The sequence below is a fragment of the Luteibacter rhizovicinus genome, assembly GCF_004342265.1.
Taxonomy (GTDB): Bacteria; Pseudomonadota; Gammaproteobacteria; order Xanthomonadales; family Rhodanobacteraceae; genus Luteibacter; species Luteibacter rhizovicinus_B.
Genome location: NZ_SMCS01000004.1, coordinates 211,886 through 233,940, shown reverse-complemented (window position 1 = coordinate 233,940; position 22,055 = coordinate 211,886). Strand labels below are relative to the sequence as shown.

The window sequence follows — 22,055 nt, the reverse complement described above, 5'->3', positions numbered from 1 at the left end:
TCATCCGTGTAACGGATGGCGCGGAGTCAGGCGAAGCCGTGCTGCTTCAGGAACGCCTCGTCGAGGCGCGGCGCATCGCCGCTTGCCAGCAGCCGTTCCACGTAACGCGCGATCACGTCGACCTCGATGTTCACCGCATCGCCCGCGCGTCGCGCCGCGAATGCCGTGTGCTCGACCGTATGAGGAATCAGATTGACGCCGAACCGCGTGCCCTGCACTTCGTTGACGGTGAGACTGGTACCGTCGATGCAGATGGAGCCCTTGGCGGCGATATAGCGGGCAATGGGCGCGGGAACCTCGAAGGTCCAGCGCTGCGAACGCCCGTCGGGCGTGACGGAAACGACCTTGCCCACGCCGTCCACATGACCGGATACGAGATGGCCGCCCAGACGGTCGGCGAGGCGCAGCGCTTTCTCCAGGTTTACCGGATCGCCGGCTTTGTGTTTGCCGAGCGAGGTATGGGAAAGCGTTTCGTTCGAGACATCGGCCGCGAAGCTGTGTTCGTCGAAGGATATGACGGTGAGGCAGACGCCCGAGACAGCGATGCTGTCGCCTAGGGCGACGTCGCTCATGTCGAGATCGGCGGTGCCGACCACCAGACGGACATCGCCGCCACGGGGTTCCAGCCGCGCGATGCGGCCAACACTCTGGATGATGCCGGTAAACATCAGCAGTTGCCTCCTGGGGAGGCGATGACGCTTGTACGGATTTTCATGAAACGTTTCCCGCGCGAAGTATGCGAAAAACGCCCCAAGGCGCATGGCGGCACGTCCCCCCGAAAGGGAGCGCGCCTGCCGTCTTCTTTCATCCGGACTCTCGGGCGACGTTCGCACGCCACCTCAACCGTCGGCTCCGGCATTCGACCGGATCTGCTGACCCCTCGCAACTTCACGAAGGCGCTCGCGGGCTTGTCCCCGAGGGGACCTACCGCCGGTGGGGAATTTCGCCCCGCCCTGAAGACGCTACTAGTGCCGGGCCCGTAAAGGCCAGCCCGGCAAGGATATCACGTGGGGCCTGGCACCCCGGGATCAAGGCCGCAGAACGCGATCCATGACCCAACTGGTCCGCGCACCGGTCGTGCCGGTCGACGGGCTGCGACCCTGTCCCGTTAGCTCGGCCACGATCGTTTCGATCAACGGTTGCTGGATGTGCCGGGGATTGGCGATGTCGAATGCTTCGACCTTGCCGCCGACATCCAGCAGGATCGGCGACTCGCCGAATGTGGCGAATGCGATGCGACCGGCGTCGCCGATGATTTCAGTGCGGTCTTCGCGACGGTCGGCGCCGAAGTTCCAGAGGCCGGTACCGAGGACGCCGCTTTCGAACGCGAAGCTCATCGCTACGCTGTCCTCGGCGGGATAGGCGCGAAGCTGGTTCGATGCGACGCCGCTGGCCGATACGATCGGGCCCAACAGGAAGTCGAGGATGTCGAGCGTGTGGCAGCCGATGTCCACGAAGATGCCGCCGCCGGATATTTCCGGCAGCACGGTCCACGGGAGGTTCGCCGGATCGCGGTAACGGTCGTCCAGCGGATGGTGCAGCATTGTGTTGACGATGCGTGGTTGACCGATCGCACCCGCCGCCAGCAACTCGGCGATTTTTCGGAAGCGCGGCAGCATCCTCCGGTAGTAAGCCACGAACACCGGTACGCCGGCCGCATGACCCGCGCGTACGATGTCTTCGCATTCGGCGTGATCGAGCGCCATGGGCTTCTCGATGTAGACCGGCTTGCCAGCCTCGATGCACATCAGTGCGTACTGGCGATGCGACGACGGCGGCGTAGCGATGTATACGGCGTCCACCTGGGGATCGGCGATCAATGCCGCCGCATCGTCGTACCAGCGGGGAACGCCGTGCCGCTCGGCATAATCGCGCGCCAGCGCACCGTCACGGCGCATGACTGCGACCAGCGACGAGTTTGGAATTTTCGCGAACGCAGGACCGCTTTTGACTTCGGTGACATTGCCGCAGCCGATGATGCCCCAGCGCACCGCGGACAACGCCGTCATGCCGCCGGTCGCAAGGTCAGGCGCATATCGTCGCCGACCTGGCGACGATCCATGGTCCGCAGTTTCCAGCGCGTCGTCATATCGTCCAGCGGCGGAAGGTTGAGCAGCGGGCGTCCGGTATGTCCAAGGAGGATGGGCGCGATGTAGATGACCAGTTCGTCCGCGAGCCCTGCGGCGAGCAGCGCCCCGCACAAGGTGGGACCGGCTTCGACGTGGACTTCGTTGACGTCGTGCCTGGCCAGCCAGTGCATGACCGCGGCAAGATCGAGCCCATCGCCATCGGTGCGGATCGTGTCGCGCCGAACACCCTTCAAGTGGGCGGGTACCGGCGTATCGGCCGCGTGCAGCAGCCATGTCGGCGCGGCATCGTCCAGCACGTGAGCCCCGGCAGGGGTACGTAACAGCCGGTCGACGATCACGCGCATGGGCGGAACAAACGCTTCGTCGCCGGGCAAGCGCACCGTCAGTCGCGGATCGTCGCCGAGTACCGTACCGCTGGCGGAAAGGATGGCCGAACTGCGCGCGCGCAGACGCTGCACATCGGCGCGCGCCGCTTCGCCGGTGATCCACTTCGACTCGCCGTTGGCGAGCGCGGTGCGTCCGTCCAGACTCATCGCGAGTTTCACGCGTACCCAGGGGCGCTGCCGCTCGATGCGGCTGAAGAAACCGATGTTCAGATCGCGCGCTGCCTCGTGCATCAGGCCGACCTGCACGTCGATGCCTGCGTCGCGCAGCTTTGCGATGCCCGCACCGTCGACCTTCGGAAACGGATCTTCCACGGCGACGACGACGCGTCCCACGCCCGCGGCGATCAGCGCGTCGGCGCAGGGCGGCGTTCTGCCGTGATGCGCGCAGGGTTCCAGCGTGACATACGCCGTCGCGCCGCGAGCCGATTCACCCGCTTCGCGCAGCGCGAACACTTCGGCATGCGGCTGTCCCGCACGCGGATGCCAACCCGTGCCAAGCACGGTGTCGCCGCGCGCGATGACGCAACCAACGCGAGGATTCGGCTGGGTGGTGTAGAGACCTTTCGCAGCCAGGCGCAGTGCATGCGCCATGTGTACGTGGTCGATGGCGGGGAAGAACGGACGGGTCATGACGAGTACATCTCCAGCACTTCAACTGCCCTTCCGGCCTCGCTTGACCACATCCAGCAACGGTAGCTGCAAGCCTTCGATAGACGGTAGATCCCGTTCCAGTTTCTCGATTTCCTCGCGGAACGCATGGACGTCCTCGAAGCGACGATAGACCGACGCGAAGCGAACGTAGGCGACCTGATCGAGCTTCTTGAGTTCGCGCATGACCAGCTCGCCGACCTGACGCGAAGGTACTTCGCGATCGCCGCTGCGGCGAAGGTCGTTGATGACGGCGTGTACGGCGATGTCCACCGCATCGCTGGCGACGGGACGTTTCTGCAACGCACGGTCGAAGCTCACGCGCAGTTTCTGTTCGTCGAACGCTTCGCGACGATCGCCGGATTTGACGATCGCCGGAAGTTTCAGTTCCGCCGTCTCGAACGTATTGAAACGTTCGCCGCACTGGGGACACTCGCGTCGCCGCCGCACCGTGCTGCCGTCCTCGGTAAGACGGGAGTCGATGACGCGGGTGTCTTCGTGCTGGCAGAAGGGACAGTGCATGGGTGAGCTTTAATCAGCTCAGCCGTAGACCGGGAACGATTTGCATTGCGCCGTGATCTTGTCGCGAACCGTGGCGATCACCGCTTCGTCGGCGGGTGCGTCAAGCACGTCGCAGATCCAGTTCGTCAGTTCGACGGTGTCGGCTTCCTTGTAGCCGCGCGTCGTGATCGCTGGCGTGCCGACACGCAGGCCCGAGGTGACGAACGGCGAACGCGGATCGTTCGGCACCGCGTTTTTGTTCACGGTGATGTGCGCTTTGCCAAGGGCCGCTTCCGCGTCCTTGCCCGTGGTATCGCGACCGATCATGTCGATCAGCATGAGGTGGTTTTCGGTGCCGCCGGAGACGATTTTGTAACCGCGCTCCATGAACGTTTTGGCCATGGCCTTGGCGTTCTTCACCACCTGCTGCTGATACGTCTTGAATTCCGGCTCCAGCGCTTCCTTGAACGCCACGGCCTTGGCCGCGATGACGTGCATCAGGGGGCCGCCCTGAATGCCCGGGAATACGACGGACTGGAGTTTCTTCTCAATCTCTTCGCCGGCACCCTTCGCCACGATGATGCCGCCGCGCGGACCGCGCAGCGTCTTGTGGGTGGTAGAGGTGACCACGTGGGCGTGCGGCAGGGGGCTGGGATAGACGCCAGCGGCGACCAGACCGGCGATGTGCGCCATGTCGACGAAGAGGTATGCACCGACCTTATCGGCGATCTCGCGGAAACGCGCCCAGTCGAGCACCTGCGAGTACGCCGAGAAACCGGCGACGATCATCTTCGGCTTGTGCTCGACGGCGAGTTTCTCGATCTCGGCATAGTCGACCAGACCGGTGTCGGGCTGGATGCCGTACTGGACCGCATTGAATATCTTACCCGAGAGATTGACCTTGGCGCCGTGGGTCAGGTGACCGCCGTGCGCGAGGCTCATGCCCAGGATGGTGTCGCCCGGCTGCAGGAGGGCGAAGTAGACCGCCTGGTTGGCCTGCGAGCCCGAATGCGGCTGCACGTTGGCGTAGTCGGCGTCGAAAAGCTGCTTCAGGCGCTCGAGCGCCAGCTTTTCGGCGATATCCACGTACTCGCAGCCACCGTAGTAGCGCTTGCCGGGATAGCCTTCGGCGTACTTATTGGTCAGGACCGAGCCCTGGGCCTCCATGACGCGCGGGCTGGCGTAGTTCTCCGAAGCGATCAGTTCGACGTGATCCTCCTGGCGGCGTGCCTCGTGGGCGATAGCCTTGGCCAGTTCGTCGTCGTAACCGGCGATGGTGCAGTCCTTCGGAAACATCCTGACCTCGTTAGCGGGAAGCGGGGAAGAGCGAAAGTGTAGCGCCCATGCGGGTTTGCAGCCACTGGCGCGGAAAACACCCCAGCGGGGCGCCCCGGGAGGCCGGTGCGTGCCGGAATACGCCGCTCCGGCGCCGTCCATATCCTGCGAGCAGTCGTGTACTGACGCGCCGGAGGCGCTCGCTGCAGTCGACGGCGCGTCGATGCCTGTCAGCAAGATGCATGGCCCCCCGGGAATACTTCCGGCCGGCAATCGTGCCGGGCAAGATCAGAAAACAAGGAGGTTTCCATGCCGTCGGCCATCCAGCGGTCGCTACCCTTCGTCGTCGTGCTCATTGCGGCGCACATGGCCGGCAACGTCTACGCAACGACTCCCACGACTTCCCAGGTGGTCGCCGAATTCGACAAGGCCGTATCGGCCGGACTGCCCCAGGTACTTCAGTTGCCTCCCGAATCCCACCTGCCGCACGAGCTGCGTACCGATACCCAACAGCATCGCGGCCCCGACGCCCAGACCGAATCGCTCGACCTGATCGTGCAATCGCGCATGCGCTCGGCCGTGATATTTCCCGACGACACGGTCGCCACGCTCTACGACGCTACCTGGAACGGCACGCCCGTCGTGATTACGCGCATCGGCGAGCGCCTGGACATTACCTCGCACGATGCGGAAGCGATCGACGTCACCGGATTTGTCGCCGATAGAGATCGGATCGATCACCACGGCGTCCCGGTTTCCAGCGCTCCCGTCGATACCGGACCGAATGCCCGTAGAGCCGACGCCCATGCCGGCCTCGCCGTCAATGAGCCCGCCGCGCCGATCATGGAAAATGCCTCGCCATACATCCCTGGAATCGATTTCTGGATATTCGTCCACGACGACGCGCTCGCGACCGGAATCCAACGCATCCATTCCGAGTATGTAGCGTGGTGGATCGCCGATCTCCAGCGCAATGTCATTACCGATCGGGACCTACGCGTGTGGTATCGCACCACGATACCGACCGTTACCGATTTCAATTACGCCGACCGACCTTCCCTGATTACGGAGTGGCAGAACACGGCGAGGGCCTATTTTCTTGAGCGTGAGGTTCCGCGTCACCCCCAGAGCAAATACCTGCTGCTGACCCGGCACTTGATTAGCCACACCGTAGAAGGCCGAGCGCAACAGGGGGGCGATGCCGGACTGGCCAGTCTCCGTGGCGATGCCCTGGTCATCGCGCACGAGTTCGGACACATGCTGGGCGCTACCCACGAAGACAGCGAAGTGCGCGGATGCGGATTGTGGGCATGTCACACCACCATGGATTCCGGCTCGTTCGGGAGTTTCTTCCGGGCGGCGACATTCGACTACTCGCCGGGGAACAAAGCCAATATCCGGGCATCGCTGCCCTGATAGACGGCCCGAAGCACCCGGGCCGCCCGGAATCGCGAAACGCAGGATTAATCCGCGCAACAGGAGCTAAAGACCGTGCATCTCAAAGGCTTTATGAACTTCGCGTGCCTTGCAGGTATCGGGATATATCTGTCCGGGGAGCAAGTCATTGCCCCGCCGTAGTTACCCGATCGGGCAATCACCTGGGAATTTCTTCCATGTCGGAGAGCGGCCTCGAAGTCTCCGAATTCATATCCGGAAATGACGAGGCATCGAAAGAATGTTCCGACGACGTGGCTCACGCACCGGACCATCTCAGCAAAAACGAGCCCGTCGGGCCGAGGCCGGAAAGAGCGGCAAAACGTCCGGACATCCCGCCTGTCATCGACCCGCATCAGTCGGCCTTCCACTTATTCATCCACGACGACGTTCGCAACATCGCAACGGACCGCATCGATGCCGCGTACGTTGCGTGATGGATCGCCGACCTGAAGAAAAACGCGCTGCCCACCGAAAAGCTGAGAGTGATCTATCACCGCCAGCTCGAAGGAGTTACGGACGTCCGTTACGGACACGAAGAGACACTGGATGAATGGACCGACATCATGGAGGACTATGTGGAACGTAACTGCATTCCATATACGTCACGGCAAAAATTCATGCTGATCACCCCAACCAGGCTCTCGCCCGTGCGCGCCGGCGTCGCCTGGCCACGCGGAAACTTCGCCGTTGCAACGCTGGACAATAGCTACCCTGTCATCGCGCATGAATTTGGCCATTTGCTTGGCGCGAAGCATGACGACGGCGAAGTGCGGTACTACGGCTGGTGGTGCGAGACGAACATGATTTCTCCGAGCACGTCGCTGCGTAGCAATTGCTATGTCTTTTCAAAACAAGCAAATCAGCACATACGAGATCACGTATATCGATAGACGCGTCTCCGTGCGATCGTCGGCAGGAGCCACTCCGACCTTCCGATAACGCCCGGGAGAAGCATGCTATCGCATCGGGCGATAGCGAGAAGGGCGGCGCCAGGCCGCCCTTCTGTTTTGTATAGGTCCGCCGTCGCATGGCAGCGGACCCCATCGTCAATCCACTGGCATATCGCGCAACAAGCTTAGCGAATGCTCCTTCGGGATCGGAGAGGAGCCATTTCTATAGATCTCGCGGATAGTCCGTTGATTCGCTGGCGAGTACGTATAGCAGTTCGAGCGAAGCAATGAGTGCACATCGAGCATATTGGTTTCGCAAATCCAACCGTTGAAACCTGTATCGGCATCGGCATGGGTGGCGCCAAGCATATGACCGAACTCATGCGCGAACGTTGGGTACGGCCCCCTGATCGACCCAATGCCTTCGATACCGCCTTGCCAACTGACGCCGGCCACGCCGTGATAGGGCAACGCCTTGGTAATCAGAAAATACTTGTGCCGCCACGAGTGCTTTTCGTACGGAAGGCCTTCGACCTGAGCATAGGCATGGACCGCATCGGACCAGTCGATGAGTACGTTCCGGGTACCGTAGGAGATATCCGTAACACCCCTAACGGAACCGCTGTACAGAAGATGCACCGGCTCGCCGATCAGCACTCTTCGCAGATCGGCCAGCCACCAGGCGACGAACCCTGCATGGATGTCGTGTGGATCGGTGTTTCTCGTGTCGTCGTGCGGGAACAGATAGAAGGTCAGCTCGTCGTCGGGATATCGCGGCGACGGAACCATGGACGACGCTACTTTCGCGCCTGTAGTCGCTTGGGCCACCGGATCGGCGCGTTCGGACGAATGTTCCGTCTCCCCGCCGATATAGGTATGTGGCTCGGCACTGCCGGTGACGAAGCCTGTGACAACGACGCCATCCTTGCCGGGAATACTGATATCCAGATGCTCGCCCGAACGCGTCACGACAGCCGGGCTTCCCTGCCACGTGGCCGCGTACATGGTCCCTGGCGCTTCGCCGGGAAAGACGACGTCCACCTCCAGGGACGTCTCTATGACCAGGTCCCCCAGGTTGACCTTTCGCGCGACACCGGCGGACGCGACGGGAACGCCAAGCGTGCGGGGTAGTCCTGCCGCCACCGCCTCATCGAAGAGGGAAACGATGTCGCGGAGTGCATTGGCATTTTTGTCTTGAGCAAAAGACACGGCGGGAAGGCCGACGAATGCCGCGCAAGGCAGCCAGATCAGGGATCGGCGAATCAATGGAGAAAAATTCATGGACGTTCCTTCGCTATCGGATGGTAAGCCGGCGTCCCACATCGACACCGACGCTCACGATACAAAATCGATACGTCTTCGAACCTCCCGGGACAGTCGTAACCGCGTCTCCCGACAACCTCCGACGATCCAATCCGACGCCCTCTCGCGAACTCGCCCTCGTCCGTTTCCCGCCTGTTCCGGAACACACTCCATGCCGTGCGCGCCACGACGTATGGCCATCCATTCGCCGCGATACGCAACAACCGCAACCAGGTCACCCATCCACATCATGAACAAGGACGCCCATGACTATGTCGATCCCTCGAATTCGGAACAAATGTATCGCCGCTGCGTTCGCACTCTGCCTTGGCGGCTTCCTGAATACCGCTTTCGCCGCGGAACCGGAGAAAGAGCCGCCGCTGACGTTTCACATATTCGCGCACGACGATATTCCGGACAGCGAAGCACAGCGCGTGCACACGCGACTATTGTCGTGGTGGCTGGCCGACATGACCGACACGGTGCTACGCGGCTGGAATATCCAGGCGAGGATTCACCGGCACGTGCCCGGCGTAACGGATATCCGCTACGGCGACGATCGGGCCTATGACCGCTGGAAAGGATCGGCCACCCGATTCGCCGAGCGCGAAAAGCTGCGAATCAACGGCTGGAACAAGTTCATGTTGCTGACCGGCGCCAGTCCTTACCCGGGGACCAGTGGAATCGCCCAACATGAGGGAGATTTTGCGCTGGCATCCGTCAACGCCAATGCCGCCGTCGTTGCGCATGAATTCGGGCATACCCTGAGCGCCGTGCACGACGATTCCAAGGTACGAGGCAGCGACGCGTGGTGGTGCGAGACCAATATGGTTCCCTCGGCCAGCCAGATTTACAGGGATTGTCGAGCCTATAGCCCGGAAAACCAGGAGCGCATCCGTACCTATGTGACCGGACTGGCCCTGCCGTCGCCCTGATTCCGGGAATGGGGCCCGGAAACGGGCTTGCCACGGCCGCCTTCATGAACGAAGCCGACCCGGCCCGCAAAGACAGGGCAGACCCCTCCGGGACACGATATAATTGGGGTTTGCCCACCCGGAGCCACCGCACCGGGGGCGCGGCATCGCCTGACGGAGCGCCCATGCAATACATCTACACCATGAACGGGGTCAGCAAGATCGTCCCCCCGAAGCGCCAGATCATCAAGGACATCTCCCTCTCGTTCTTCCCCGGCGCCAAGATCGGCCTGCTGGGCGTGAACGGCGCGGGTAAGTCCACGGTCCTCAAGATCATGGCCGGCGTCGATACCGACTTCCAGGGCGAAGCGCGCGCCAATCCCGGCACCAAGATCGGCTACCTGGCCCAGGAGCCGCAGCTCGATCCCGAGAAGACCGTCCGCGAGGCCGTCGAGGAAGGCGTGTCTGAAATCCTGGACGCCCAGAAGCGTCTCGACGAAATCTACGCGGCCTACGCCGAAGAAGGCGCGGATTTCGACAAGCTGGCCGAAGAACAGCAGAAGCTCGAAAACCTGCTTGCCGCCAACGACGCGCACGCGCTCGAGCGCCAGTTGGAAGTCGCTGCCGACGCTCTCCGCCTGCCGGCGTGGGACGCGAAGATCGGTCCCCTGTCCGGCGGTGAGAAACGCCGCGTGGCGCTGTGCCGCCTGCTGCTCTCCAAGCCGGACATGCTGCTGCTCGACGAACCCACCAACCATCTGGACGCCGAGTCGGTCGACTGGCTCGAACAGTTCCTGCACGACTATCCGGGCACGGTCGTCGCGGTGACCCATGACCGCTACTTCCTCGACAACGCCGCCGAGTGGATCCTCGAGCTCGATCGCGGCCGCGGCATTCCCTGGAAGGGCAACTACACCGAGTGGCTGGAGCAGAAGGACGAGCGCCTGAAGCGCGAGGAAGCCACCGAAAAGGGTCGCCAGAAGGCCATCGCGCGCGAGCTCGAGTGGGTCCGCTCGGCATCGAAGGGGCGCCAGTCGAAGGGCAAGGCGCGCCTGAACCGCTTCGAGGAACTGAACTCGGTCGACTACCAGAAGCGCAACGAAACGAACGAACTGTATATCCCGCCGGGCGAACGCCTGGGCCAGGAAGTCATCGAGTTCAAGAACGTTTCGAAGTCCTTCGGCGACCGCATGCTGATCGACGACCTGTCGTTCAAGGTGCCGCCCGGCGCCATCGTCGGCGTCATCGGTCCCAACGGCGCCGGCAAGTCGACGCTGTTCAAGCTGATCACCGGCAAGGAAACGGCGGACAGCGGCGAAGTGAAGCTGGGCCACACGGTTCAGCTGGCCTATGTCGACCAGTCGCGCGACAACCTCGATCCGAAGAAGAACGTCTGGGAAGAAGTCTCCGGCGGTGCCGACATCATCACGATCGGCCGCTACGAACTTCAGTCGCGTGCCTACATCGGCCGCTTCAACTTCAAGGGCACCGACCAGCAGAAGATCGTCGGCAGCCTGTCCGGCGGCGAGCGCGGTCGCCTGCACCTGGCCAAGACGCTGATGCAGGGCGGCAATGTGCTGCTGCTCGACGAACCGTCGAACGATCTGGACGTCGAAACGCTGCGCGCCCTCGAAGACGCGATGCTGGAATTCCCCGGTTGCGCCATGGTCATCTCGCATGATCGCTGGTTCCTCGATCGCATCGCCACCCACATCCTCTCGTTCGAAGGCGACTCGCACGTCGAGTTCTTCCCGGGCAACTACAACGAGTACGAAGCCGACAAGAAGCGCCGCCTCGGCGACAATGCAGGCCCGAAGCGCGTGAAGTACAAGAAGCTGGTCTGATCCGGCTGGAGGGGGCGGGCCATGCGCCCGCCCCCGTAGTTCTCAAGCGTCCGCCCGATTCGAGGTTCATCATGCACTTCATGCAGTCTCTGAAGGACGCTTGGCGTCGCAACGATTCCCTTGTCTGTGTCGGCCTCGATCCCGAGCCCGGCCGCCTTCCCGCATCCATCGCGGGCGATGCCGATGCGATCTTCGCGTTCTGCCGCGACATCGTCGACGCCACGGCCGACCTCGTCTGTGCGTACAAGCCGCAGATCGCGCACTTCGCCGCGCAGCGGGCCGAAGACGCGCTGGAACGACTGATCGCACATATCCACGACCGGCACCCCGGCGTGCCCGTCATCCTTGATGCGAAGCGGGGCGACATTGGCTCCACCGCCCGGCATTACGCCAGCGAAGCATTCGATCGCTACAAAGCCGACGCCGTCACGCTGAACCCCTATCTGGGCCACGACTCCATCGCGCCTTTCCTGGAGCGTGCCGACAAGGGCGTCATCCTGCTGTGCCGTACGTCCAATCCCGGCGGCAAGGATTTTCAGGCACTCGACTGCGGCGGCGAACCGCTCTATCTGCGCGTGGCGGAAACCATCGCCCGCGAATGGAACGGCAACGGCAATTGCGCGCTCGTCACCGGCGCCACGTGGCCGGAAGAACTCGGCAAAGTCCGCGCGGTCGTCGGCGACATGCCGCTGCTCGTCCCGGGCATCGGTGCGCAGGGTGGCGATCTCGAAGCCGCACTGCGTCACGGCCTCACGGCTGCGGGCGACGGCCTGATGATCTCCTCGTCGCGTGCCATTCTTTATGCATCGGGGACATCGGATTTCGCCCAGGCCGCGCGTAAGGCAACCGACGAACTAAGGCAGGCGGTGAACCGTCATCGTGGCTGATTCGCGAAACCATGAACAACTTGTCCCCTTCCACAACCGCAAATCGACGAAGATCGCGCGTCGCTAACGAACAATAACCGGCTCAAGGACGCGATTGCATTGAACCGGAGTAGTCATGCCTTCTTCCAACCGAGGTTTCTCGCAGCGCCTGCATATGGCGCTGGACATGTCAGGCCTGAAGAAAGGACGGGGCCGCACCACCCAGCTCGCCGATCTTTTCGACGTCAGTCGCGAAACGGCCCGCAAATGGCTTAATGCCGAAGGATTGCCCGAACTGGCACGCCAGATCGATATGGCGGTGCGTTTCGGCGTCAATTTCGAATGGCTTGCGACCGGCCGCGGCGCACCCGAAGGCGTCACCGGCGTACGGGAACCGCCCGCGATGTACCGGCCGGAAACCCGGGAACAGCTGCGCCTCGTCGGCATCGTCACCCGCCTGCCCAGAGAGCGGCGCAATGCATTGCTGCTGATTGCCGAAGCCCTGGCCGACGTCACCTAGACCACGTCGACACCCTTCCAGAACGCCACGCGACCGCGAATGGACGCGGCGGCTTCGGACGGCGTCGGATAGAACCATGCCGCATTGGCGTTGACCTCGTCGCCGACGACCACGTCGTAATAGCTTGCCGTGCCCTTCCAGGGGCATACCGAGTGATGGTCGCTTGCGCGGAAGTGTTCGCGCTTCAGCGTGGCCTCCGGAAAGTAGTGGTTGCCTTCCACGACGACGGTATCGTCGCTTTCGGCGAGTAACTGGCCTTTCCACGTCGCGCGCATGCAGGCTCTCCTCAATGCCGCTGTGTTTTGTGCAGGAGCGGGCTTGACCGACTTAATCGTCGCCAATGTCCTGCCCGGGAAACAGGACATCGGTGTAGCCGAACTTCGAGAAATCGGTGATTCGCGAGGGATACAGGCGCCCGATCAGGTGATCGCACTCATGCTGCACGACGCGGGCATGAAACCCCTCGGCCGTCCGGTCGATGGGCGCTCCCGATTGATCGATGCCCTGGTAGCGGATCAGCGAGTAACGATTCACCGCGCCGCGCAGACCGGGCACCGACAGGCAGCCTTCCCAGCCTTCCTCCATGTCCTGGGACAGCGGCGTAATCACCGGATTCAGCAGAATCGTGCGCGGCACGGCCGGCGCATCGGGATAGCGCTCGCTGCTGTCGAATCCGAAGATGACCAGTTGAAGGTCGATACCGATCTGTGGGGCGGCGAGACCCACGCCACCTGCGTGATACATCGTGTCGAACATATCCGCGATCAGCTCGTCCAGCTCCGCGGTGCCTATCAGTTCGGGCGGCACGAGCGGCGCGATGCGCAGCAAGCGCTCGTCTCCCATCCTCAGAATGTCGCGGATCATGGTGTGGCTCTCGGTGGTTATTCGGGCACGTTATCTCATCAAGATGGCGTTTTGCGGGGAGGCTCTCAAGGGGGATTGGGGATGGGTAATGGGGGGCGTCGATCCGAAGGCCCCGCTACGCCCTGCCCCCGCTCCATTGCACCGCAACATCCCCCGCGCTCCAACGCCATACGACCAATGGCTAATACACCGAACCGCCCCACGCCATTGACCCCCGCGACGCACGGGACGACCCTTGTCCTATCCGCAAGGGGAGCGTCACACATGCAAACTGTTCAGGTAAAACCGAGTCCGGCAGGAAAAATCCTCTGGGCCGCCATCGCCATCGTGGGCGCCTGGTGTCTGGGCGTCGTCGCGCTGCGGCGCGGCGAACCCATCAACGCGATCTGGGTCGTCACGGCCTCTATCGCCGTCTTTCTGATCGGCTACCGTTTCTATAGCCGGTTCATCAACAATCGCGTCCTGCAAATGGACCCGACCCGCGCTACGCCCGCCGTGCTGCGCAACGACGGCCTGGACTACGTGCCCACCGATAAATGGGTTGTTTTCGGTCACCATTTCGCGGCGATCGCAGGCGCCGGCCCGCTCGTCGGCCCGGTCCTGGCGGCGCAGATGGGTTATCTGCCCGGCACCCTCTGGATCCTCGTCGGCGTGGTCTTCGCCGGCGCGGTGCAGGACTTCATGATCCTGGGCCTCTCGCTTCGCCGGGACGGTCGTTCGCTGGGCAATATGCTGCGCGAGGAACTGGGCGAAGTGCCGGGCGTCATCGCCATGGTCGGCGTCCTCGTCCTGATGATGATCGTGCTGGCGGTACTCGCGCTGGTCGTGGTCAAGGCACTGACGCACAGCCCCTGGGGCACGTTCACCGTCGCCTGCACGATTCCCATCGCTTTGCTGATGGGCATCTACCTGCGCTATATCCGCCCGGGCCGCATCCTCGAAGTATCGATCATCGGTCTGGTCCTGCTGCTTGGGTCGATCTGGTACGGCGCGCACATCGCCGCTTCGCCGACGATCGCTCCGATGTTCGATTTCGACGCCAAGGCGCTGGCCTGGCTGCTGATCGGTTACGGCTTCTTCGCCTCCGTACTGCCCGTCTGGCTGCTGCTGGCCCCGCGCGACTACCTGTCGACCTTCCTCAAGATCGGTACCATCGCCCTGCTCGCGCTGGCGATTTTCCTCGCCGCCCCGACCCTGCAAATGCCGGCCGTGACGAAGTTCATCGACGGCAGCGGTCCGGTCTTCAGCGGCAACCTGTTCCCGTTCCTGTTCATCACCATCGCATGCGGTGCCGTGTCCGGCTGGCATTCGATCATCGCCTCGGGCACCACGCCCAAGCTGCTGGCCAGCGAAGGCGAGGCACGCATGGTCGGTTATGGCGGCATGCTGATGGAGGCTTTCGTCGCCATCATGGCGCTGATCGCCGCCGCGTCGCTGCATCCGGGCGTCTACTTCGCGATGAACTCGCCTGGTGCCCTGATCGGCACCACCGTCGAACAGGCGGCCGCGACCATCAGCCAGTGGGGCTTCCTCGTTACACCCGCCGAACTCAGCGACACCGCGAGGAACATCGGCGAGGGGACCATCCTCAGTCGTGCCGGCGGTGCGCCGACTTTGGCGGTGGGCATGGCCCAGCTGCTGCACGGCGTGCTACCTGGCGAGGGCATGATGGCCTTCTGGTACCACTACGCCATTCTGTTCGAAGCGCTGTTCATCCTGACGACGGTGGATGCGGGTACGCGCGTGGGTCGCTTCATGATCCAGGAAATCGCAGGCCTGATTTACGCGCCGCTGAAACACACCGAATCGTGGACCAGCAATGTCATCGCTACGGTTATCTGCGTGGGCCTGTGGGGATATTTCCTCTATCAGGGCGCCGTGGATCCGCTGGGCGGCATCAACACCCTGTGGCCCCTGTTCGGTATCGCCAACCAGATGCTGGCGGCTATCGCGCTGATGCTTGCCACCGTGGTCACGGTGAAGCTGAAACGCGAGCGCTACGTGCTGGTGCCGGGCGTTCCGGCGATCTGGCTCGTGGTGTGCACGTTGACGGCCGGCTGGCAGAAGCTGTTCGACAACAAGATCAGCTTCACCGCCGCCGCGCAGAAGTACGCCGACGCCATGGCCTCGGGCAAGCTGCTCGCACCGGCCAAGACCGCCGAGGAAATGCAGCGCATCGTCACCAATAACCGCGTGGACATGGCCCTCACTGGCATCTTCATGCTGCTGGTGCTGACGATGGTGTTCTTCGCATTGCGCGCTATCGCTAAGGCGTGGCGCACGAACCATCCGACGGCGAACGAGGAACCGTACGTCGCCGTCAGCAGCGTGGCCTCCTGAAGGAGAACGTCATGACCGATAACCTGTCACAACAGCCGCGGTCGATCTGGAAGTGGGCGGTGCAAACCGCCCGCCTCTGCTGCGGCGTACCCGACTACGACGTCTATGTGAAACATCTGAAGGAGCATCACCCGGACCGGCCGATACCGAGTTACGGCGACTTCTTCAGGGAGCGGCAGATCGCGCGGTACAAGGGTACGGGCGGGCGTTGTTGCTGAAACGAAACCCGCGTTGCTACACCTCGTGATGAAGCGTCTCGGCGGAGGGTTCGCCCTTCCGCCGGGGCATCAGTTCCACCAGATACATCGCGGCCAGCACCATCAGTCCGCCGATCGCCATGCGTAGCGTGAGTGCGTCATAACCGAGCACCACAGCGAATCCCGCCGCGAATACCGGCTCGGTCGTCATGACGATCGCCGCGCGCGTCGCCGGCAGATGGGCCTGCGCCCAGGTCTGCACAAGCATCGCGCCGGCACCGGCCACCAGCGCCATGTAAAGCACCGCGATCCATGCCGCATTATCGGGCGGGAGCGACGGTCCGTGGGGAAGCGTGGAGCAAAGGCTTACCGTCGCAATGCCCACCATCTGCACAGCCGACATGCCGAATGCTTCGCCGGGCCGCGACCAGCGGCTGAGGCCAATGATGTGCAAGCCGTACAGCGCCGCCGACGCCAGCGTCAGCCAGACGCCAAGATCGACTTCGAAACCGTGCAGTGCAAGCACCGCGAGACCGATGGTCGCGAGCGCGACGGCGACCCAGGTCACGGCGGGCATGCGCTGCCCCAGCAGTGCCCAGGCAAGCAGAGGAGTGAAGACGACATACATGCCCGTGACGAATCCGCTGACGCTTGGCGAGGTCAACGACAATCCCTCGGTCTGCAACCATTGCGCGAATCCATAGAGCACGCCCAGACCAAGGCCGCGCACCAGCTGCGGCCAGCCGAGCCTAAGAACGGGACGCGCGAACAGCACCAGCATGACGACGGCGGCGATAGCGAAACGCACGGCAAGAAAATCGACGACGGACATGCGCCCGACGACATCCTTGATCAGTACGAACGTAGAACCCCAGACCGCGGTGACCGCGAGCAGGCCGATCGTGGCGAGACCGGTCGCGCGCGGCGACGTCATCGCCGTGCCAGTCGCCACAGCTGTCCCGGAATCCTGACGACGAAATGCGCCCAGATACCAAGCCAGACGACCGCGGCGACGAGCGGCTTGCGTGCCGCCGGATCGTGCAACCGGAACCATCGCCACATGCCGCGATGCTTGAAGCGGCTGACAAACACAGGCCGGTGCCGGCTCGATCCACCCTTGCCATGCAACACGCGTACGTCGCCGGCGAGGATGACCTCATAGCCCGCGTCGCGTGCGCGACGGCACAGATCGAGATCTTCGCAATGCAGGAAATAGGTTTCGTCGAAACCATGCAATTCCGCGAATACCTTGCGCGGCAATAGCATGATGGCACCGGACACGGCTTCGACGCGCTCCGGGCCATCGGGTAGCGGACCGGGAATATTGACGCCGGGATAGCGGGCATCGTCCCTGTCGCGGCCGGTCATCGTGTTGATCGCCCGCGCGAGCAGCGGATCGCGGCGACGCGAGGCGGGATCGGGCACCCCCTGGTTGTCGCACACGACCGCACCGACAATGCCCGTCCGCGGGCCGATATAGGCCAGCATGCGGGGAAGCGTGTCGGCCTCCAGCAGGCAGTCGGGATTGAGGATGAGAACGCTCTCGCCATTCGCCGTCGCGACGCCGCGATTCATCGCGGGTCCGAAACCCAGATTGGCGCCGTTATACATAACCCGCACGCGCGAGTCGTCGGCATAGGCGCGATCGATGGCCTGCGGCACGCCATCGGACGAGGCGTTGTCGACCACGATGACTTCGACAGGCAGCGGCGAGAGCAACGCATGCTCCACGCATTCGCGCGTGAAAGGGCCACTGTCGGCAAGGACGATGACGATGCTGACTTTCGGCGAAGGGGTGATGGGGTTGTTCACGCGCCGATTATGCCATGCGGCCGAAACCCATCTGCTCTCTTGTAGGAGCCCGCTTGCGGGCGAAAGCCAACAGGGCGAAGAAGACGGATGCTCACATTCGCGAGCCCGTTCTGCGGGCTGCGGATGTCACGCAGGGCATCGCCGCTCCGTTGGCTTTCGCCCGCAAGCGGGCTCCTACAAGAACGGCGCGGGGTTAGCCGCACCACACCCGCGCATTGCGGAACATGCGCATCCAGGGCGAATCCTCGCCCCAGCTATCCGGATGCCAGCTGAGCTGTGCCGTACGGAATACGCGCTCCGGGTGCGGCATCATGATCGTGACGCGGCCATCGGCGGCGGTGAACGCCGCAAGACCTCCCGGCGATCCGTTCGGATTCAGCGGGTAGCTTTCGGTCGGGCGACCGCGGTTGTCGACGAAGCGGGCGGCACCATGGCTCTTCGACGGGCTGCACACGCTCGGGAAGTACACGCGGCCTTCGCCGTGCGCAACCGCCACGGGAATGCGCGAACCGGCCATGCCCTTGAAGAAGAGGCTGTTCGAGTCGAGGATTTCCAGCGTCGACAGGCGCGCTTCGTACTGCTCCGACGCATTGCGCAGGAACTGCGGCCAGTGCTTCGCGTCGGGAATGATGTCCTTCAGGCCCGACATCATCTGGCAACCGTTGCAAACGCCCAGGGCGAACTTCGTGGTGTCCTCGAAGAACCACTGGAACTGCGCACGCAGCTTTTCGTTGTAGAGGATGGACGTGGCCCAGCCGCGACCCGCACCCAATACGTCGCCGAACGAGAAACCACCGCAGGCAGCGAAGCCGCGGAAATCGTTCAGGTGAATCCGGCCACTGGCCAGATCGGACATATGGACGTCCACGGCATCGAAGCCGGCGCGGTCGAACGCCGCGGCCATTTCCACCTGACCGTTGACGCCCTGCTCGCGCAGGATGGCCACGCGGGGACGTGCGCCCTTCGCGATGTACGGCGCGGCGACGTCCTGCGCCGGATCGAACGTCAGCTTCGGAGTGATGCCCGGATCGGCATCGTCCTTGCGCCAGTCGTTCTCCGAATCGGCGCTCTGCGGGTTATCGCGCAGGCGCTGCATCGCGTAGCTGGTTTCGTTCCACGCGGCGAAGAGTTCCGACCAATACCATTTGAAAACGGCGTCGCCACCCAGATAGAGCTTGATGCCGAGCTTTTCTTTCGGCCGGCCGATCTGGTGCGTCATGCCGGCGAGGTTGTGCTTCACCAGCAGCGACTCGAATGCTTCGCGGTTCGCGGCGGCCACCTGCACGACGGCGCCCAGCTCCTCGTTGAACAGCGCACGCAGCGTCGCGTCGGCCCAGCCGTCCAGACGAATTTCGAGACCGCAGTGACCCGCAAACGCCATTTCCAGCAGCGTGACGATGGCACCGCCGTCGGAACGGTCGTGATATGCCAGCAGCATGCCGCTGGCGCTGGCTTCCTGGATCAGTTCGAACATCGCGCGCAGTCGCTTCGGATCGTCCAGATCCGGCGGTACACCACCGCCACGGTTGAAGACCTGGGTCAGTGCGGAACCGCCAAGGCGATCGCGACCGGCACCGAGATCGATCAGCCACAGTTCGGTATCGCCACGGTCGAGCTTGATCTGCGGCGTCAGCGTGCGGCGCACGTCTTCCACGCGACCGAAGCCGGTGATGACCAGCGACACCGGCGATACGGTTTTCTGCTTCTGTTCGCCATCCTTCCACACCGTCGTCATGGACAGCGAGTCCTTGCCGACCGGAATGGAGATATCGAGTTCGGGGCACAGCTCCATGCCGACGGCCTTCACGGCGTCGAACAGCGCGGCGTCCTCGCCCGGATGGTTCACGGCCGCCATCCAGTTCGCGGACAGGCGCAGCTCGTCGAGCTTCAGCGGCGCGGCGGCGAGATTGGTGATGGCCTCGCCGACCGCCATGCGTGCGGCATCGGCACTGGAAAGCAACGCGATCGGCGCACGTTCGGCCATGGCCATCGCTTCGCCGGTATAACCGTCGAAGCCGGTCATCGTGACGGCAACGTCCGCCACCGGCACCTGCCACGGACCAACCATCGGGTCGCGCGTGTTCAGGCCGCCGACGGTGCGATCGCCGATGGTGATGAGGAAGTTCTTGCTACCGACAACCGGCAGGCGCAGGACGCGCATCAGCGCCTCGTCCATGCCGATGCCGGTGAGATCGGCGACCAGGTCGACGCGCGGTTTGACGCGCTTCGCCTCGCGATGCATGCGCGGCGGTTTGCCGAACAGCACGTCCATACCGAGGTCGATCACGGTCAGGTCGCGACGCGGATCGCGCACGAGCAGGCGCGGTTCGGCCGTGGCTTCGCCGACGACGGCGTACGGACAGCGTTCGCGCGCGCAGAACGATTCGAACAGCGGCAAGTCGTCGCCGCCGATGGCGAGAACGTAACGCTCCTGCGATTCGTTGCTCCACACCTGCATGGGCGACAGCGTGGGGTCGTCGCACGGCACGGCGGACAGATCGATGACGCCACCGACGCCCGCGTCGTTGAGGATTTCGGGAATCGCGTTGGACAGACCGCCCGCCCCGACGTCATGGATGCTGACGATCGGGTTCTGGTCGCCACGCGACCAGCATGCGTCGATCACCTGCTGGCAACGACGTTCCATTTCGGGGTTGTCGCGCTGCACCGATGCGAAATCGAGTTCGGCGCTGGACGTACCCGAAGCGACCGACGAGGCCGCACCGCCGCCCAGACCGATGAGCATGGCCGGACCGCCGAGAACGATGACCTTGTCGCCCGGACGTACAGCGCGCTTGTCGACCAGATCGGGACGGATGGCGGCAAGGCCACCGGCGATCATGATCGGCTTGTCGTAGCCGCGACGAACGCCCTTCTCGCCCGTTTCCTGTTCGAACGTGCGGAAGTAACCGCCCAGTGCGGGCCGGCCGAATTCGTTGTTGAACGCGGCGGCGCCGAGCGGGCCGTCGCGCATGATCTCGAACGCCGACGCCATGCGCGGCGGCAACGGACGATCGGTTTCCCACGGACGCTTCAGACCGGGAATACGCAGATGCGACACCGAGAAACCGGTAAGACCGGCCTTCGGCTTGCCGCCGCGCCCCGTCGCGCCTTCGTCGCGAATCTCGCCGCCGGCGCCGGTCGCGGCGCCCGGCCACGGTGCGATGGCGGTGGGATGGTTGTGCGTCTCGACCTTGATCGCGAAAGGCGCGCGCTCGGTGTGCGGGCGGTAAACGCCATCGGCCGGATCGGCGAAGAAACGCTTGCCTTCGTAGCCGTCGATCACCGCGGCGTTGTCGTGATAAGCGGACAGCGTATGCGCGGGCGATTTCTGGTGCGTGTTTTTGATCATACCGAACAGCGAAATATCCTGTTCCGCGCCGTCGATCGTCCACGTGGCATTGAATACCTTGTGGCGGCAATGCTCCGAGTTCGCCTGCGCGAACATCATCAGCTCGGCGTCCGAAGGCGCGCGCCCCATCTCGGCATAACGTTCCGCGAGGTAGTCGATTTCGTCGTCGGCCAGGGCGAGGCCCAGTTCGACGTTCGCCTTCGACAACGCGCCACGCGCGTCGTCGCCGAGTTCGATACGTCCCAGCGGACCGGGCTCGCCGACGAGGAACAGGCCATGAGCCTCTTCGATGCCGGTCAGCACCGACTGGGTCATCGGGTCGAAAAGCGACGTCATCACCGCGTCGTAGCTCGGCTCGTCGGCGTCGGGCAAGCCCGTGATCCGCCAAGCCATGCCACGCTCCACGCGACGGACGTCGAAGCCGGCGCCATGCAGGATATCGGTGGCCTTGCTCGACCACGGCGAGATCGTACCCAGACGCGGAACGACCCACAGCGTGGCCGCTTCGGGCGCGATGTCCTTCGCCTCCAGCACCTGCAAAAGGCGCGCGCGAGCGTCGCCCTGCGGCGCGTCGGCGACATCGATGAAGTACGTATGCCAGGAGGCCTGCACGCGCGTGCCGTGATGCAGGGCATCCAGGCGGGCGTTCAGGCGTTCGAGGCGGAAAGGCGAGAGGGCGCTCTGCCCGTCGAGTGCGATCATGCGGGAGGGATGGCGCTACGGGAAAACGAGCATTCTACATCATGCTGCGGAACAGCATGTTGGGGTGCGTCGAGAGGGGTGCGTCAATCTGCCGCAGGCCGGCAAGACCTCATGC

General features: G+C 63.6%; 19 protein-coding genes and 1 riboswitch. Of the genes, 8 read left to right on the top strand and 11 right to left on the bottom strand.

Annotated features, from left to right (window positions below):
* Window positions 1-26 precede the first annotated feature (26 nt).
* The 5 genes from EC912_RS11865 to glyA form a co-directional block, all read right to left on the bottom strand.
* Window positions 27-668 carry a riboflavin synthase gene (locus EC912_RS11865; RefSeq protein ID WP_132144247.1) on the bottom strand — a complete coding sequence of 214 codons (642 nt, stop codon included), beginning with the start codon at window positions 666-668 and terminating at the stop codon, window positions 27-29.
* A gap of 124 nt (window positions 669-792) precedes the next feature.
* A riboswitch (FMN riboswitch) is annotated at window positions 793-965 on the bottom strand.
* 63 nt (window positions 966-1,028) lie between these two features.
* Complete coding sequence (locus EC912_RS11860) at window positions 1,029-2,009, bottom strand: Gfo/Idh/MocA family protein (protein ID WP_132144245.1); 981 nt, start codon at window positions 2,007-2,009, stop codon at window positions 1,029-1,031.
* Entirely contained in the window at window positions 2,006-3,067 is a 1,062-nt protein-coding gene (ribD, locus tag EC912_RS11855; RefSeq protein WP_132144675.1) for a bifunctional diaminohydroxyphosphoribosylaminopyrimidine deaminase/5-amino-6-(5-phosphoribosylamino)uracil reductase RibD, read from the bottom strand. The genes EC912_RS11860 and ribD overlap by 4 nt, the downstream gene beginning before the upstream one ends.
* A 60-nt stretch (window positions 3,068-3,127) precedes the next feature.
* Complete coding sequence (gene nrdR, locus EC912_RS11850) at window positions 3,128-3,646, bottom strand: transcriptional regulator NrdR (RefSeq protein WP_132144243.1); 519 nt, start codon at window positions 3,644-3,646, stop codon at window positions 3,128-3,130.
* Between the two features lie 18 nt (window positions 3,647-3,664).
* Window positions 3,665-4,921, bottom strand: coding sequence for a serine hydroxymethyltransferase (gene glyA / locus EC912_RS11845; protein WP_132144241.1), 1,257 nt, complete (start codon window positions 4,919-4,921; stop codon window positions 3,665-3,667).
* 288 nt (window positions 4,922-5,209) lie between these two features.
* Between glyA and EC912_RS11840 the strand changes: the two genes are divergently transcribed.
* Together EC912_RS11840 and EC912_RS11835 are read left to right on the top strand one after the other, a co-directional pair.
* Window positions 5,210-6,316 (top strand): reprolysin-like metallopeptidase, encoded by a 1,107-nt coding sequence (locus tag EC912_RS11840; protein WP_132144239.1) that lies wholly within the window; start codon window positions 5,210-5,212, stop codon window positions 6,314-6,316.
* Window positions 6,317-6,819: 503 nt separating this feature from the next.
* On the top strand, window positions 6,820-7,227 hold the full coding sequence (locus EC912_RS11835) for a hypothetical protein (RefSeq protein WP_132144237.1): 408 nt from the start codon (window positions 6,820-6,822) through the stop codon (window positions 7,225-7,227).
* Between the two features lie 156 nt (window positions 7,228-7,383).
* Here EC912_RS11835 and EC912_RS11830 read toward each other — a convergent pair whose 3' ends face one another.
* The gene (locus EC912_RS11830) at window positions 7,384-8,550 is read right to left on the bottom strand and encodes a hypothetical protein (RefSeq protein WP_132144235.1); all 1,167 of its coding nucleotides are present in this window, start codon (window positions 8,548-8,550) and stop codon (window positions 7,384-7,386) included.
* A gap of 245 nt (window positions 8,551-8,795) precedes the next feature.
* Between EC912_RS11830 and EC912_RS11825 the strand changes: the two genes are divergently transcribed.
* The 4 genes from EC912_RS11825 (at window position 8,796) to EC912_RS11810 (ending at window position 12,673) form a co-directional block, all read left to right on the top strand.
* Complete coding sequence (locus EC912_RS11825; protein ID WP_132144233.1) at window positions 8,796-9,464, top strand: hypothetical protein; 669 nt, start codon at window positions 8,796-8,798, stop codon at window positions 9,462-9,464.
* A gap of 164 nt (window positions 9,465-9,628) precedes the next feature.
* A complete protein-coding gene (gene ettA, locus EC912_RS11820) occupies window positions 9,629-11,287 on the top strand; it encodes an energy-dependent translational throttle protein EttA (RefSeq protein ID WP_132144231.1) in 1,659 nt (552 codons plus the stop codon).
* Between the two features lie 71 nt (window positions 11,288-11,358).
* Window positions 11,359-12,174 (top strand): orotidine-5'-phosphate decarboxylase, encoded by an 816-nt coding sequence (gene pyrF, locus EC912_RS11815; protein ID WP_132144229.1) that lies wholly within the window; start codon window positions 11,359-11,361, stop codon window positions 12,172-12,174.
* Between the two features lie 115 nt (window positions 12,175-12,289).
* The gene (locus EC912_RS11810) at window positions 12,290-12,673 is read left to right on the top strand and encodes a helix-turn-helix domain-containing protein (RefSeq protein WP_132144227.1); all 384 of its coding nucleotides are present in this window, start codon (window positions 12,290-12,292) and stop codon (window positions 12,671-12,673) included.
* On the opposite strand, the gene EC912_RS11805 is transcribed toward EC912_RS11810, so the two are convergent.
* Both EC912_RS11805 and def read right to left on the bottom strand, forming a co-directional pair.
* Complete coding sequence (locus tag EC912_RS11805) at window positions 12,670-12,948, bottom strand: DUF427 domain-containing protein (RefSeq protein WP_132144225.1); 279 nt, start codon at window positions 12,946-12,948, stop codon at window positions 12,670-12,672. The genes EC912_RS11810 and EC912_RS11805 overlap by 4 nt on opposite strands.
* Window positions 12,949-13,000: 52 nt before the next feature.
* The gene (def, locus tag EC912_RS11800; RefSeq protein ID WP_132144223.1) at window positions 13,001-13,537 is read right to left on the bottom strand and encodes a peptide deformylase; all 537 of its coding nucleotides are present in this window, start codon (window positions 13,535-13,537) and stop codon (window positions 13,001-13,003) included.
* A gap of 264 nt (window positions 13,538-13,801) precedes the next feature.
* Between def and EC912_RS11795 the strand changes: the two genes are divergently transcribed.
* Both EC912_RS11795 and EC912_RS11790 read left to right on the top strand, forming a co-directional pair.
* Window positions 13,802-15,877 (top strand): carbon starvation CstA family protein, encoded by a 2,076-nt coding sequence (locus EC912_RS11795; protein ID WP_132144221.1) that lies wholly within the window; start codon window positions 13,802-13,804, stop codon window positions 15,875-15,877.
* An 11-nt stretch (window positions 15,878-15,888) separates the two neighbouring features.
* Window positions 15,889-16,095: a YbdD/YjiX family protein gene (locus EC912_RS11790; RefSeq protein ID WP_165973578.1), complete on the top strand. Its 207-nt coding sequence runs from the start codon at window positions 15,889-15,891 to the stop codon at window positions 16,093-16,095.
* A 16-nt stretch (window positions 16,096-16,111) separates the two neighbouring features.
* Here EC912_RS11790 and EC912_RS11785 read toward each other — a convergent pair whose 3' ends face one another.
* The 3 genes from EC912_RS11785 to purL all read right to left on the bottom strand — a co-directional run bounded on the left by EC912_RS11785 (window position 16,112) and on the right by purL (window position 21,940).
* Window positions 16,112-17,008 (bottom strand): DMT family transporter, encoded by an 897-nt coding sequence (locus EC912_RS11785; RefSeq protein ID WP_132144219.1) that lies wholly within the window; start codon window positions 17,006-17,008, stop codon window positions 16,112-16,114.
* Window positions 17,005-17,886 (bottom strand): glycosyltransferase family 2 protein, encoded by an 882-nt coding sequence (locus tag EC912_RS11780; protein WP_132144217.1) that lies wholly within the window; start codon window positions 17,884-17,886, stop codon window positions 17,005-17,007. The genes EC912_RS11785 and EC912_RS11780 overlap by 4 nt, the downstream gene beginning before the upstream one ends.
* 193 nt (window positions 17,887-18,079) lie before the next feature.
* Entirely contained in the window at window positions 18,080-21,940 is a 3,861-nt protein-coding gene (gene purL / locus EC912_RS11775; protein WP_132144215.1) for a phosphoribosylformylglycinamidine synthase, read from the bottom strand.
* Between the last annotated feature and the right edge of the window lie 115 nt (window positions 21,941-22,055).